The sequence below is a fragment of the Brunnivagina elsteri CCALA 953 genome (assembly GCF_002289455.1).
Classification (GTDB): Bacteria; Cyanobacteriota; Cyanobacteriia; order Cyanobacteriales; family Nostocaceae; genus Brunnivagina; species Brunnivagina elsteri.
In genome coordinates this window covers 1-12,543 of sequence record NZ_NTFS01000034.1, presented here as the reverse complement: position 1 = coordinate 12,543, position 12,543 = coordinate 1, and the positions used below count along the sequence as shown (strand labels likewise).

Sequence of the window (12,543 nt, the reverse complement as noted above, 5' to 3'; positions counted from 1 at the left end):
CAAACAAACCTAACCCAGATAGCTATCGCATTCCCAAACCAAACCCTACCAAAGCGCGAACTGACTAGTCAGCGCTTCGCTATCGCACTTTCGTTCCAAAAGCTTCGCGCTATTTCACTCATTGGTTAGCTCATCACTATCATCAGAAGAAATATCATCATTGATGATGTCATTTTCAGCAGGTTGAATTGCAGCAATAACCTGTCTAATAATCTTTGGATGTAATATTTTGCCGGGATGAAAAGGAATCACAACTCTAATTTCTGCTAGACGGTAAACTCTATGACTACCTTTACTTCTAATTTGAATAAAACCTGCATCTAATAATAATTTTTCTGCTTCTTTTGCGGTAATTCGAGGTAGCTTAGGCAACCTTTACCTCCAAAGTCATAGTAAATATTTCTTTATTTTGAAGTGCCTGCTTCTCAGATTTCGATAGTGTTTCTAGGTAAAGTTCGACAGCTTCTTGAATATTCTCTCGAACTTCTTCTAATGAGTCTCCTTGAGTTTGACATCCCGGCAGTTCTGGACAATAAGCATAGTAGCCATCTTCATCTTTCTCGATAATAATACTTACTTTGTAAGGCATATACACTATCTCCTACTATATAGAAATATTATCATAGCTTCTATTAAGTCAGTTCAGACCTGCGAACTGCAAGCCAGCGCTTCGTGATCGCACTATCAAACCAACCCCAGTCAAATCGCACTCTTAAACCAACCCCTACCAAAGCGCGATCGCACTCCCAAATTAACCCTCACTCAAAAGCGCTCGCACTCTCAAACTTGCACAAAAAGGCGATCGCATACTCAAACCCGCACTAAGCGAATACGCGATCGCATTCTCAAACCAACCTAACCCAAACCGCGATAAGCGGAGCTTAATGCCAAAGGCATATCGCACTCCCAAACCGTCACCAACCAAAAATAGCGATCGCATGTGTATATCATTTGGAAATGGTATATTGGTAATATCATAAAGGGTCATTTGATTTAATCAGCATGGAAAGTCAAGAACTCAAAGCCCTGATCAAAGAAACAATGCGTGAAGTGCTACAGGAAGAAAGACTTCACCTGTGTCAAATTTTAGTACCTTATGTCAGTGATGAGGAGCAAAGCGAACTGGAGCAGGATTTTGGCTCCCCTTTTGATGATGCGGATGAGGAAGTGATCGACATGACGGATTGGGTAAAAAATGGCAATCAGATTTCGCAAAAAAGCGATTAAATTTTTGGAAAAAGCCAATCCCGAAGATGTGGAAAATATCCGTGAGCAAATAAATCAAATTGCGATCGCTGTTGAAGAGTTGGGTGTTATTCCCTTCACAGAATTGGATATCAAAAAGATGAAGGGTGATTGGGAAGGTTTTTACAGGTTGCGTATAGGCAAAAATAGAGTAATTTTTACACTTGATAGCGATTCTAGGGATATTGAAGTTTACGTAATTGGTGCAAGGGGAGATGTTTACAAGTAAAACTCTTCTTCGGTGTTGCAATTATAACTGAGTGTAGGATGTAATATTTCGCAAGAATCCTCTTTGACAACCACTTTTTGATCATTTTGAGAGTGCGATCGCACTCTCAAACCAACCTAACCCAGATACCGATCGCACTCTTAAACCAGCACTAATCAAAGCGCGATCGCATACTCAAACAAACACCTACAAAACAGCGATCGCACTCCCAAATCAACCTAACCCAGATAGCGATCGCATCTCTAAACCAACCCTTACAAAACAGCGATCGCATACTCAAACCAACACCTACCAAAATGCGATCGCACTATCAAACCAACCCTCACAAAATCGCAATCCCAAACCAACCCCAGTCAAATCGCACTCTTAAACCAACCCCTACCAAAGCGCGATCGCATACTCAAACCAACCCTCACTGAAAGCGCGATCGCATTCCTCAATCAACCTATACCCAGACAGCGAACGACTTTCGTCGCGCTTCGCTATCGCATACTCAAACCAACCCTAACAAAATCGCATTCTCAAAACAACCTAACCCAAACAGCGAACGACTTTCGTCGCGCAAGCTTCGCATTCACAAACCGACACCTACTAAAACAGCGAACTGACAAAAGCCATTCTGGCATCCAAGAAACAGCGCTTCGCTATCGCATACTCAAACCAACCTAACAAAATCGCATACTCAAACCAGCTTAACCCAGATAGCGATCGCTTCGATAAAATAATTTTTATCAATCATCTTCTAAAATAGCCTCAATATCTCGCGCGCTATGAATAACTCGGATAATTTCAACATCCAAATCAGAAGCACGATAAAAAATTAGATATTTCTTAAATCCCTTTATTGCTTGTTGTCGAATACCCATTAGATTGGGATTATAAAAATTACAAGACTTTCCCATTCCTGGCATTTTACCAAGCTGTTGAAAAGTTTCTTCTGCTGCTACCAGAAATTTATCTGAAGCATCCAAGTTATCTTCTGCAATGTAAGTCGCTAAATCAATTAAATCGCGGATAACTTGAGGATGTTTATTTATCCTAAGCATTAACTTTTATTTTGATCCTTTGCGCTTCTCTATTTTTTGATGTACTGATTGACGTATATCTTCCCAATCTTGAGGTGTCATTTCACTCTTGATTCCAGAATTTAAACCTTCCAAAAGCATTGCTTCTAAATGTTCGTTAGCTTTGCGTTTTTGGTCTTGACGTACTAACTCGCGGAAATATTCGCTAGCACTACTGTAACCGGAGGTTTTGACCTGTTCTTCTATATAGTCCCGCATTGTGTCGGGTAGGGAGATATTCATGCTTTTCATTATTGCAGTACCTTAGTTTGACTACATTCATAAGTATGGCAATTTTTGTCATTTATTGCCATATTATAGTATAGCGCTTATTTTTAAGCTGCCGTTGGAATTCTTTGCAAGTAAACGACCGCGATCGCATTCCAAAACCAGCCTAACCCAGACAGTGATCGCATTCTCAAACCAACCCTTACCAAAGCGTGATCGCACTCTCAAATCAGCACCAACCCTCACTCAAACAGCGATCGCACTTCCAAAGCAACCCTAACAACAAATGCAATCGCACTCTTAAACCATCACGAAATCAAATGCGATCGCACTGTATCAAAAATGCGAGATGCTTAATTATTTTTAGAATTTAAGTAGAACTACTCAGGTTTATCTTTAAGAATTTAATGTAGAAAAAGATATTAGCTCAGAGATAAATATAAATTTTTAATAATTAATCAATATTTTTGTCAGATAAATAAAAAATTACTATTAACTCATACAACTCATAAAAATCATAAAAATTATGACTACTGCACAACCTAATTTATTACAACTTGCCAAACAAGGTGATTCAAAAGCAATCGCTGCCTTGATGAATCTAACTCTACAGCCAAAAGGCATTACAGCCAAAGTTGCACTAAAAGATTGTTACTTACAAGTTATGCTGGAATCTACTCAAATTCCGGATCAAACGACTTTAGTTACATTTGTTAGTCAAGGAATTACAAGTCTGGAATCTGTATATATTGAGAGAGTGAAAATTTATGGAAAATGTTTAGGTGAAGAGTTTCCTGCTTGGAATCAAGAGTTTGAAATTGCTGGAAAAAAAAAGCAAGAAAATATTTTTACGTTTGAAGCAAATGACACAGATAAAAAGCGACTAAAAACTCAATTTGCACAAGATGTTCTCGAACAATTTATGAATTTGAAAGCGAGAACATCTATCGGTATTAATTATAATGATTTACCACCCATTTTAGGGGCAGCAAAACTTGCAGTTCAAAAATTTGAACGTTCTCCAGATAACCAAGTATCTTCTTATTTAACTGAGTTAATTATGAAAATAATGCTTTAAACCTCGTCCATTTTGAAAGCTGGAGTTTTGTATAAGGGCTTATAATTTGGTTATAGCTTGAGTTATAAGGTTTACCCTAATTACAAAAAACTACGGTTCTCAACGTAGACGTGGTTTATTATGAATATTCCCTGGATTGTCTTGGTAAAAAATTCAAACGCTCTAGTGTTGCTAACGCCGTTTTTATTGGTCTTGGTACACTAACAGGAGTAGCTGAAGGAGAACCTCTTGGTCGTTTCATGGCAAGTGAATTTCCTCATGTTGAAAAATCTTTTATTCATGGCTTATATGAATTTGATGTTGTACTTTCGGCACTTTGGCTAAAAGCAGGAGAACTAACAGATGAGTTGCATGATATTTTGAATAATCATATCGATTTAGAAACGTTAGATTTAAAACAAAAAAATATCTCACCTCAACTCTCTACGTCTTATCAAGAACTAGAAAATTATTCAATACCAAAACAAACCACAAGCTCACCGGAAGTTGGGAAAAATTTACCGATAGTACAAGATTCAAGTAAAAATAAAAAAATAACTTTTTCATCTGAATCTGAAAGTCTTTATATAGCAAACCAAAAACGGGTTTATGCTGGATTTTGTGCAATTTTTCTGGGAGTATTTGGCATCCACAAGTTTATTTTAGGCTATAATAAAGAAGGCATTATCATGCTTTGTGTCACCTTGTTTTCTGGCGGTTCTCTCGCTTCAATTGTAGGGATTGTTGGCATTGTGGAAGGTATTATTTACTTAACAAAGTCAGAGAAAGAATTTTTAAAAATATATATCAATTCTAAAAAAGCCTGGTTCTAATAAGTACGAACTGTCGAAAAATGCAGGGGTATAGTAAACGCTATATCCCTGCATAATCTAACTATTTAATTAGTACACAAATTAGATTTAAGTTCCCGAAGTCCAAGAATTGCTGTAATTGATTTGGTCTTGAGTCAAAGTATCAACAGTAATACCCATTGCTTGCAATTTCAAACGCGCAATTTCCTTATCTACATCCGCAGGAATCGAGTGGATACCAGCAGCTAATTTACCTTTGTTCTTAACTAGGAACTCTGCACCCATCGCTTGGTTTGCAAAGCTCATATCCATAACTGCGCTGGGGTGTCCCTCTGCCGCAGCTAGGTTGATCAAACGACCTTCACCTAGTACAACTACTGACTTACCACTCTTGAGTTTATACTCTTGGGTGAAAGGACGAACGTCTTTAACTTCTGATGCTTTGCTAGCAAGTGACTTGAGGTCAATTTCAATGTCGAAGTGACCAGAGTTACAAACCATTGCGCCATCTTTCATCACGTCGAAGTGTTCGCTACGGATAACGTGTTTGTTACCTGTAACGGTAATAAATATGTCGCCAAGTGCTGCTGCTTGTGCCATTGGCATGACGCGGAAGCCATCCATGACTGCTTCGATTCCCTTCACGGGGTCGATTTCAGTAACGATGACGCTTGCACCCATGCCGGATGCGCGTTGTGCTGTACCTTTACCGCACCAGCCGTAACCTGCTACTACTACTGTTTTACCAGCGAGGAGGACGTTGGTGGCACGGATAATACCGTCGAGGGTGGATTGTCCAGTACCGTAACGGTTATCGAAGAAATGCTTTGTGTCTGCGTCGTTGACGTTCATTGCGGGGAATGTCAACACACCATCTTTTAACATCGCTTGTAAGCGAACAATACCTGTGGTGGTTTCTTCAGTTGTACCAATCAGGTCAGCGATTTGATGGGGACGTTGTTGAATTAATGTTGCCACTACGTCACAACCGTCGTCAACAATGATATTAGGACGGTGGTCTAAGGCGATTTGGACGTGACGGGTGTAGGTTGCTTCATCTTCACCTTTGATGGCGAAAACGGGAATACCGTAGTCTACTACTAAACTTGCAGCTACGTCATCCTGTGTGGATAGGGGATTACTAGCAATCAAAATTGCATCTGCACCACCAGCTTTAAGAGCGATCGCAAGATGGGCAGTCTCAGTAGTAACGTGGCAACAAGCAGAAATCTTGATACCAGCAAATGGTTTTTCTTTTTCAAAGCGATCGCGTATCTGTTTAAGAACTGGCATTTCGCGTCCAGCCCACTCGATGCGCTGTCTTCCCAAGGGAGCGAGGGCGAGGTCTTTAACCTCGTGCTTTAATCGGGGAGATGTTGCAGTCATTCAATTTTCCTCGTTGAAAGTTAAAAGCGTAATTATTTACGCACTCTACTAGGGTAGACCACGACTGCCTAAATAGCACAATTTTTCTGTCATTTAGTTTGCGGTATGCCGACCGCTTATCGCGATTCCTGAGCTAGATTCCCTGTTTAAATACTCTTATATCGATGACTTTATCTGTTTTTTTGCCATATCTTCAGCATCAAAGTATCTCAAAGCGTTAATAACTTTATCAAAACTTAATAATTCAGTCTCCAGAATTAAGCTCTTTATACAAAAACTTAATATTTATCAAAATTCCTAAATCTTTTCTTCCAACTCCTACATATATAGTAAATTTGTACTATAATATAGAGGTAGGTTCTAAAAAGCCAAGTTCGGTTAAACAGCTTGAATAGAGCCTAGAAAAGAAGATTGATGCGAGGGTAAGTACAAATGATGAAGCACTACATTCTCAGCTTGAATCCCACTGCTAAACACGAATGGGATAGATGTATATTACGTGACCCATTGACTGCGAAGCGTCCGGATATTGCCAAGATGGTTGCGGATGCGGTTGGTTCGGATGGTGGCAGTTATTTGGTTAGCGTCAATATTGAAATTAAGGTGTTAGAGGAAGCGGCAGCACCTCACGTAGAACAATTGACTCTCAGTGTTGCTGATGTAAGCGAGAAACAACACTTACGAGAAGCAGCTTAGGGAAAAGTTCGTCAAAACGTTTATTGTACCAATTGCGATCGCGTTGGCGAAGCCTGTGCTTTGCACTTAGCGGCATCCTTGATGCATCACGAAACCTTTCCTCATACACGTAATCCTCATTTGCGATCGCATCTCATTATCAATACAGGGAAACATTTCTCACTATTTAACGTGTACTGCGAATGCATTAAAGATTGACTAATATAGAACCCCTCTCCAACCTCTCCCCTTATTAAGGGGAGAGGCTTAAGAATCTCAGTTTTTGTTTAAGAAAAAGTAGAATTTTCAACCGTTATTAGTATATCTACTATGATGCAACTCAGTCATTATCCATCTGTTATTATTCAAGCTGCACAAAGAGTAAACGAAATTGATTCCCAGTTGATGGCAGTACAGCAACAAGTTCATCGATTTGAGGGGAATGCAGATAAGATTGCGGCATTTGAAATGGACTTGAAAAACGATGCACAGCGTAAAGCACGACGGTTTGAAGTTTTGCTGGTGAATCAAGAATACCAAAAATCTGTGGATACTCAAATACAATTAATTACAGAGAAAGCAAATGCGATCGCGCATTTGGAATATTTGCGGAATCAATTTAGTGTTGCCAAGTTGGAAGCAAGGTTAAATATCGCGCAACAACTGACTGATTTTGAATCACGGGAATTAGTTGGGTTATAATTTTTTGTTTTGAGTAGTTTACATAATTATCAATCGTATCATTCGTAGGGGCTGGGTATCCCCGCCCCTTATTTATTGATGTTCTCAGGTAAAATAAGGCTTATAAAATAATGGGGATTTATAATTAATCTAGTACAATTAATCTGGTAAATTGAACTAATTACTTGTAAGCGTAGGAATGGAACAAAATCTATGACAATTGCACAAGAGCAGCGCTATTACTCACCTGAAGAGTATTTAGAAAACGAGGTAAATTCTCAAGAACGCAACGACTACATGGATGGTAGGATTATTCTCATGGCAGGTGGAACACCAAATCACAATCAGATTGCTGGTAATTTTTATGCAAACCTTAATTTTGCCCTGAAGCGTCAACCATTTCGCGTATTTGTCACAGACCAAAGATTATGGATTCCTGACAAGAAAGTTTACACGTATCCTGATGTAATGGTAGTTGCAAAACCGCTCGAATTACAAGAAGGACGTAGAGATACAATTGTTAATCCTGTTATGGTTGCTGAAGTATTATCAAACTCGACAAAAAGCAATGACAGGGATGAAAAATTTGCTGCTTATAGGACTATTTCAACTTTTAAAGAATATGTTTTAATTGACCAATATACAATGCATGTGGAGCAGTATTCTAAAACTGATAATAATAAGTGGATTTTTTCAGAATACGAAGATGGGAATGAAACAATTTCGCTAACATCAGTTCCCTTTGAAATTTTGTTAGCTGATATTTACGATAATGTTGATTTTGGGATTGAGGATTAGATATCTAATTAAACATTTACTAAACGACGTAACAATTCAGCAATTTGTCTATTAATAACTTCAACATCAAACCGTGCGATCGCACCTAATTTTGCATTCTTGGCTAATATCTCTGTTTTATCTATTTCTGTCACACATCGAGCAATAACTTCCCCTAATTCCTGGGGTTGATTTGGTGTCACCAAAAAACCATTGATACCATCTTCTACTATTTCCGTCGCACCACCTGCTTTTGCTGCAATTACAGGTTTTCCACATAACATCCCCTCGACTATGACTCTACCAAATGGTTCTGCTGCGATGGATGTGTGGGCAATTAAATCGCAAGCTGACATTAATTGGGGGATATCGGAACGAAAGCCGAGAAATTTGACGCGATTTTCTAGTCTTAAATTTGCAACTTGTTGATGTAATTTTAGGATGTAATCTTGTTCCCCAAATAATGCATCTCCCACTAATATGACTGTGGCATTTTCGGGAGTTTTTGCCAGTGATTCTATTAATATATGTTGTCCTTTCCAGGGAGAAAGACGGCTAAAATGTCCGATGATAAACTTATCTTCTAGTCCTAATTCTTGACGAATTTGTTTGATTTTATCCTCACTAATTTGATATAACTTTGAGTCAAAGCCATTATAAGCAACCTCGACAAGATTTGCTTTTCCACCAGCTTCAATAAAAGCGGTTTTACTAGCTTGAGAATTGGCAATTATTAATGAAGCACGGTTAGCGAGATTAACTGCGATCGCACGATTTATTTTACTGAAGTGTTCGGCTGAGAGAATGTCGTGTAAATGGTAAACTAATGGACGACGACTGAGAAAGCTTGCTAATGCTCCGACTACTAAGGCTTTTTGTGTATTCGCATAAATTAAATCGTATTCACGGGCTATTTTAGCGACTTTGGTAATTAGGGGAATAAGTTGGGTTAAACTTGCTAATCCTTGGGTTAAACTGCTTTCTTTACGAACTTGAATTTCTTGGTTTGTGAGAATTTGCACAGGAATTTGATTTTGTTCGAGTAAGTTACGAAATGAACCATCTGCGAACAAACCAACTAAGCAATTATCACGATAAGGTTTCGCAATATCAATTAAACATAATTCAGCACCACCAGGTTTTCCACTTTGATCTAAAAATAGAATTTTCATGCTCTAAAAATTATTTTAATTGGAATAGTAATAATAAACTATGTTAGGAAGGTAGAATTAGCGCTTCCAGCTATGATAACAGGAACTGCTAGTTTTTAGGAGATGCGATCGCAAGGTATGGAATACTCCATCAAATAAGCTGATTAATTTCATCTATACACCTGATTTCTCGGCTTTAAGGAACTTCCAGAAAATAAAACAACCCAATATCAATCATATCATTCGTAGGGGCTGGTTATCCCCCGTTCCTTCTATATTAGGATAGTTCATTTTTTCGTGTTACCTGATTCTACAGATATTCAAAGCGTTAATCGAGAAATCAGGGATATTTTATCTAATTGTTTTAGATGAAGTTGAGAATTTGAGATACTAAATTAGTCACAGTTTTAATGCCATTGAGGATAGCTACATCATTTTCTAAACTTTGGAGTTCACTATCTAAGTTGTTTAGAGCTTTTTGCAATTGTGGTTCAAGTTGTTGTAATTTTGTGGCAATATTTTCTAAAATTGCATTTTGAATTTTTGCAATTTGTGTAGAGTAATTGAGTCTAAATTTCACAAAATTAGCTTTTACGATCGGGTTTGTACTATTGTTAAATTTTGCCTGAGTTTCTGGTGCGTGGAGTTGTTCTTCTATCTCAAGCATTCTTGGAAGTAATTCTTGTTTAAGTTGTTCTACTGATACTAATTGTGTAGTTGTGTGAGCCATGATGTTGTTTGTCCTAATTAGTTAAAATGATTGGTTGATTTACTTGATGAGAGAATGTTGGCAAATTTATTTGCTAGATTGGACGTTGGTAAATGCAATAAAGGTATTGACATTTTTGACAAAATCATTGAGATTTGTTTTACTTGTTTTACCAGTTAAAAATGCTTGATATACTTCTTTGAATTCTCCCAGTGTTTCACTAGCTTTTTTAAATTCAAAGCTTTTTTTCTGCATTGATAAAACTTCCTGACGCATATCAATCCATTCTTTTTTATTAGAAATTGCTTTTGCATCAACTAAAGGTTCAATAACTAGTCTATATTCTTCAGCATTTTTGATAGTTTTAATATCACTTGTAATGTCTATACTCAGTGCTTTGAGCATTTCTTGTTGAATTGTTAATTCCTTCATAATTAAAGGATTATGCTTTTCCACAACCTTACGAAGAGTACCACTAATTTTTGCATCAATCGCTAAATTTGCGACGGATGAGATTAGCGATCGCCCACGAATTAAGTCTGTTGCTTGCAGCTTTTCCCCAATTTCAGAAAGATTTGTTGTGATTCCTTCTATCTCATATTTTGCTCGCTCTGGAGCGTCTGAAGTTGCTAAATTCTCTAACTTTTGAAAGTAGGCGTGTAACAGTTGGTTATGTTGAATTAAATCGTTGATAATCTGGAGCCTTTTTTCATCTGTTTCTGATAATTGTTTATATTCTGCAATCGTTTGGTTAGAAAGTTGGTCATTAGCTAATATCTTTTCTGATGTAGCTTTGATACGTATATCACCAGCAGAAATTAATAAACTTTCAATTGCAGTTGTATATTTATTGCCAGCATCAGAAAACTTTTTATATTCATCTTTAGAATGGCAACCTGTTGTTAATGTTGCCATGACTGTAAATAAAACTAGTGATTTTTTGATGTTCATAGATGAATTAGAATTTATTGATATTAACTATTGAAAGCAGTTCATTTTTTGCTTTGTATTTATTTATAGGAAAAATTAAAACTTGCTTATGCAGTTTCATTAGCCCACTACACAAAATTAGACTTCATCTAGGCTGTTGACTTTGATAGAATTTTCACGCTTTTGACTCATACAACTTTGCTATCCTCTCTTCTTCCCAGTCTCTGGCTGGGAATGCTATTTGCGAGGAACCCTGCCTCGATTCAGGAAGGGGGAGCCTCCCTATATGAGTTCCCACGCAGAGCATGGGAACTAGTTCGACCTTCTCGACATGATTTTAGTATGAATTTATATGACCCAAAAAACTACAAAGTCAACAGCCCAGACTTCATCCATGTTGAAGAAGCTAGTACAGCTTGGCGTAAATATCCCTACCATTTAGAACTTGAATTTAGTCCTCTTTTAGAGGACTTTCGCTATTAGACAGAGGTTTATACTGCAAACGGCTTAAAATTTGACTAATATAGAACCCCTCTCCAACCTCTCCCCTTACTAAGGGGAGAGACTTAATAAATATTAGGTTTGGCAGATAAAAAGTATAATCCTTAACCATTTTTAGTATATAACCTCTGGCAGGTTTGGTATTCACAATAGTCGGTTGACTTGCGCCGTGCTGCACTAGCTTTTGAAAAGAGATACTATATAGTCTGGATAAAATGCAACACAACCTAACCCAATATTTTCATTTTCATGACTGACTGGCACATTTTTGATTGTAGGGTGTGTGACGCTTTAACAAACTTTGTACGTGGTTATACTATTAGTAGCATCACGCATGATTCTTGAATTATGACAATATAGTAAGTCGTAATCTTAATTAATGTTGGGTTACGCAAAGCCTTTAATGTCACTTTCTATAACGAGGGGAACCCCTTTGGGTGCGGCAGTCCACTCGGCGGCAAAGCCGCACGTGTGGCTGCACTTACTTCGCAAAGCAGTGACTCCCCAACCTACAAAATTCAGAGCATCTGGAATTTCTTTTAATTTTGTCCTGATGCAGTTCGTTACATAGCGGATACAGAGTTATAGATGCACCCTGATTAAACTTTTACCTCAATCACCAAGTTATACATAAACTTGTGGTTGGGGTTTTTTGTTGGGAAAATTCGCCGAAATCCTCGCAAGAAGAGCATATTTATTGAAGCGTATCTTTATAATCAAGCTAATTTTTGTAATTTGTCCCGATATTGCCACAAAACTTGAGGATATAGGAATGGTAGATGCACCCTGATAAAATATTGCCCCGATTGCTTTGCAGTTGGGGCTTTTTATTTTTGCGATCGCAATACAAGCAATCTGCCCAACTCCTAATTCCCAACTCCCAATTCCTAACTCCTAATTCCTAATTTCTCCCTGCTCTTTCCTGCTTCAACAGTGTTAAGGGTTTGCTAATAGCAGTCACAGCTTGTTCTCGAAATTTCCAACTTGGTTTTTTAACGATCGCGAAACCTTCTTCTAAATGGGGAATCACCCGATCCAAATCGGCAGTTGATACCTGACTACCCTGTTCTTGGAAACTCAATGCGATCGCACCTAAGG

General features: G+C 37.9%; 21 protein-coding genes and 1 pseudogene. 10 read left to right on the top strand and 12 right to left on the bottom strand.

Annotation, left to right across the window (positions count from 1 at the left end; genetic code table 11):
* Positions 1 to 114: 114 nt before the first annotated feature.
* The 3 genes from CK510_RS05065 to CK510_RS05055 all read right to left on the bottom strand — a co-directional run bounded on the left by CK510_RS05065 (position 115) and on the right by CK510_RS05055 (position 988).
* Positions 115 to 372: a type II toxin-antitoxin system HicA family toxin gene (locus tag CK510_RS05065; protein ID WP_095720662.1), complete on the bottom strand. Its 258-nt coding sequence runs from the start codon at positions 370 to 372 to the stop codon at positions 115 to 117.
* Entirely contained in the window at positions 365 to 589 is a 225-nt protein-coding gene (locus CK510_RS05060) for a type II toxin-antitoxin system HicB family antitoxin (RefSeq protein ID WP_095720661.1), read from the bottom strand. The genes CK510_RS05065 and CK510_RS05060 overlap by 8 nt, the downstream gene beginning before the upstream one ends.
* Positions 590 to 751: 162 nt before the next feature.
* On the bottom strand, positions 752 to 988 hold the full coding sequence (locus CK510_RS05055) for a hypothetical protein (RefSeq protein ID WP_095720660.1): 237 nt from the start codon (positions 986 to 988) through the stop codon (positions 752 to 754).
* Between the two features lie 14 nt (positions 989 to 1,002).
* On the opposite strand from CK510_RS05055, the gene CK510_RS05050 reads away from it, so the two are divergent.
* Both CK510_RS05050 and CK510_RS05045 read left to right on the top strand, forming a co-directional pair.
* On the top strand, positions 1,003 to 1,227 hold the full coding sequence (locus CK510_RS05050; RefSeq protein WP_095720659.1) for a hypothetical protein: 225 nt from the start codon (positions 1,003 to 1,005) through the stop codon (positions 1,225 to 1,227).
* The gene (locus CK510_RS05045; RefSeq protein WP_095720658.1) at positions 1,196 to 1,474 is read left to right on the top strand and encodes a type II toxin-antitoxin system RelE family toxin; all 279 of its coding nucleotides are present in this window, start codon (positions 1,196 to 1,198) and stop codon (positions 1,472 to 1,474) included. The genes CK510_RS05050 and CK510_RS05045 overlap by 32 nt, the downstream gene beginning before the upstream one ends.
* A gap of 151 nt (positions 1,475 to 1,625) precedes the next feature.
* On the opposite strand, the gene CK510_RS31525 is transcribed toward CK510_RS05045, so the two are convergent.
* Positions 1,626 to 1,769, bottom strand: a complete 144-nt coding sequence (locus tag CK510_RS31525) for a hypothetical protein (protein ID WP_158224849.1) — start codon at positions 1,767 to 1,769, stop codon at positions 1,626 to 1,628.
* 1 nt (position 1,770) lies between these two features.
* Here CK510_RS31525 and CK510_RS33870 point away from each other — a divergent pair, with 1 nt between their 5' ends.
* Positions 1,771 to 1,893, top strand: a complete 123-nt coding sequence (locus CK510_RS33870; protein ID WP_281256982.1) for a hypothetical protein — start codon at positions 1,771 to 1,773, stop codon at positions 1,891 to 1,893.
* Positions 1,894 to 2,065: 172 nt separating this feature from the next.
* Here CK510_RS33870 and CK510_RS31520 read toward each other — a convergent pair whose 3' ends face one another.
* From CK510_RS31520 to CK510_RS05035, 3 genes are read right to left on the bottom strand one after another with little or no spacing between them, the layout of a single operon-like run.
* On the bottom strand, positions 2,066 to 2,209 hold the full coding sequence (locus tag CK510_RS31520) for a hypothetical protein (RefSeq protein ID WP_158224848.1): 144 nt from the start codon (positions 2,207 to 2,209) through the stop codon (positions 2,066 to 2,068).
* On the bottom strand, positions 2,206 to 2,520 hold the full coding sequence (locus CK510_RS05040) for a type II toxin-antitoxin system RelE/ParE family toxin (RefSeq protein ID WP_095720657.1): 315 nt from the start codon (positions 2,518 to 2,520) through the stop codon (positions 2,206 to 2,208). Before CK510_RS05040 ends, CK510_RS31520 begins: the two co-directional genes overlap by 4 nt.
* A gap of 6 nt (positions 2,521 to 2,526) precedes the next feature.
* Positions 2,527 to 2,781, bottom strand: a complete 255-nt coding sequence (locus CK510_RS05035; RefSeq protein ID WP_342745931.1) for a type II toxin-antitoxin system ParD family antitoxin — start codon at positions 2,779 to 2,781, stop codon at positions 2,527 to 2,529.
* 103 nt (positions 2,782 to 2,884) lie between these two features.
* Here CK510_RS05035 and CK510_RS31515 point away from each other — a divergent pair, with 103 nt between their 5' ends.
* From CK510_RS31515 to CK510_RS05025, 3 genes are all read left to right on the top strand, one after another.
* On the top strand, positions 2,885 to 3,046 hold the full coding sequence (locus tag CK510_RS31515) for a hypothetical protein (protein ID WP_158224847.1): 162 nt from the start codon (positions 2,885 to 2,887) through the stop codon (positions 3,044 to 3,046).
* A 246-nt stretch (positions 3,047 to 3,292) separates the two neighbouring features.
* Positions 3,293 to 3,844 carry a hypothetical protein gene (locus CK510_RS05030; RefSeq protein WP_095720655.1) on the top strand — a complete coding sequence of 184 codons (552 nt, stop codon included), beginning with the start codon at positions 3,293 to 3,295 and terminating at the stop codon, positions 3,842 to 3,844.
* Between the two features lie 110 nt (positions 3,845 to 3,954).
* Positions 3,955 to 4,656, top strand: a complete 702-nt coding sequence (locus CK510_RS05025; RefSeq protein WP_245911852.1) for a TM2 domain-containing protein — start codon at positions 3,955 to 3,957, stop codon at positions 4,654 to 4,656.
* Between the two features lie 87 nt (positions 4,657 to 4,743).
* Here CK510_RS05025 and ahcY read toward each other — a convergent pair whose 3' ends face one another.
* Positions 4,744 to 6,021: an adenosylhomocysteinase gene (ahcY, locus tag CK510_RS05020; RefSeq protein ID WP_095720654.1), complete on the bottom strand. Its 1,278-nt coding sequence runs from the start codon at positions 6,019 to 6,021 to the stop codon at positions 4,744 to 4,746.
* 432 nt (positions 6,022 to 6,453) lie between these two features.
* Here ahcY and CK510_RS05015 point away from each other — a divergent pair, with 432 nt between their 5' ends.
* The 3 genes from CK510_RS05015 to CK510_RS05005 all read left to right on the top strand — a co-directional run bounded on the left by CK510_RS05015 (position 6,454) and on the right by CK510_RS05005 (position 8,175).
* Entirely contained in the window at positions 6,454 to 6,717 is a 264-nt protein-coding gene (locus CK510_RS05015; protein ID WP_095720653.1) for a hypothetical protein, read from the top strand.
* Between the two features lie 309 nt (positions 6,718 to 7,026).
* Positions 7,027 to 7,398, top strand: coding sequence for a hypothetical protein (locus CK510_RS05010; RefSeq protein ID WP_095720652.1), 372 nt, complete (start codon positions 7,027 to 7,029; stop codon positions 7,396 to 7,398).
* 192 nt (positions 7,399 to 7,590) lie between these two features.
* Positions 7,591 to 8,175: a Uma2 family endonuclease gene (locus CK510_RS05005; protein ID WP_095720651.1), complete on the top strand. Its 585-nt coding sequence runs from the start codon at positions 7,591 to 7,593 to the stop codon at positions 8,173 to 8,175.
* A gap of 8 nt (positions 8,176 to 8,183) precedes the next feature.
* On the opposite strand, the gene CK510_RS05000 is transcribed toward CK510_RS05005, so the two are convergent.
* The 3 genes from CK510_RS05000 to CK510_RS04990 form a co-directional block, all read right to left on the bottom strand.
* The gene (locus tag CK510_RS05000; RefSeq protein WP_095720650.1) at positions 8,184 to 9,326 is read right to left on the bottom strand and encodes a glycosyltransferase family 4 protein; all 1,143 of its coding nucleotides are present in this window, start codon (positions 9,324 to 9,326) and stop codon (positions 8,184 to 8,186) included.
* A gap of 343 nt (positions 9,327 to 9,669) precedes the next feature.
* The gene (locus CK510_RS04995; RefSeq protein ID WP_095720649.1) at positions 9,670 to 10,035 is read right to left on the bottom strand and encodes a hypothetical protein; all 366 of its coding nucleotides are present in this window, start codon (positions 10,033 to 10,035) and stop codon (positions 9,670 to 9,672) included.
* Positions 10,036 to 10,101: 66 nt separating this feature from the next.
* The gene (locus tag CK510_RS04990) at positions 10,102 to 10,965 is read right to left on the bottom strand and encodes a hypothetical protein (protein ID WP_143289231.1); all 864 of its coding nucleotides are present in this window, start codon (positions 10,963 to 10,965) and stop codon (positions 10,102 to 10,104) included.
* A 177-nt stretch (positions 10,966 to 11,142) separates the two neighbouring features.
* Between CK510_RS04990 and CK510_RS04985 the strand changes: the two genes are divergently transcribed.
* Positions 11,143 to 11,427: a hypothetical protein gene (locus tag CK510_RS04985; RefSeq protein WP_211293092.1), complete on the top strand. Its 285-nt coding sequence runs from the start codon at positions 11,143 to 11,145 to the stop codon at positions 11,425 to 11,427.
* Positions 11,428 to 12,346: 919 nt separating this feature from the next.
* Here the strand turns inward: CK510_RS04985 and CK510_RS31510 are convergent.
* Positions 12,347 to 12,543 (bottom strand): annotated as a pseudogene (locus CK510_RS31510) (HEAT repeat domain-containing protein); the annotation flags it as partial.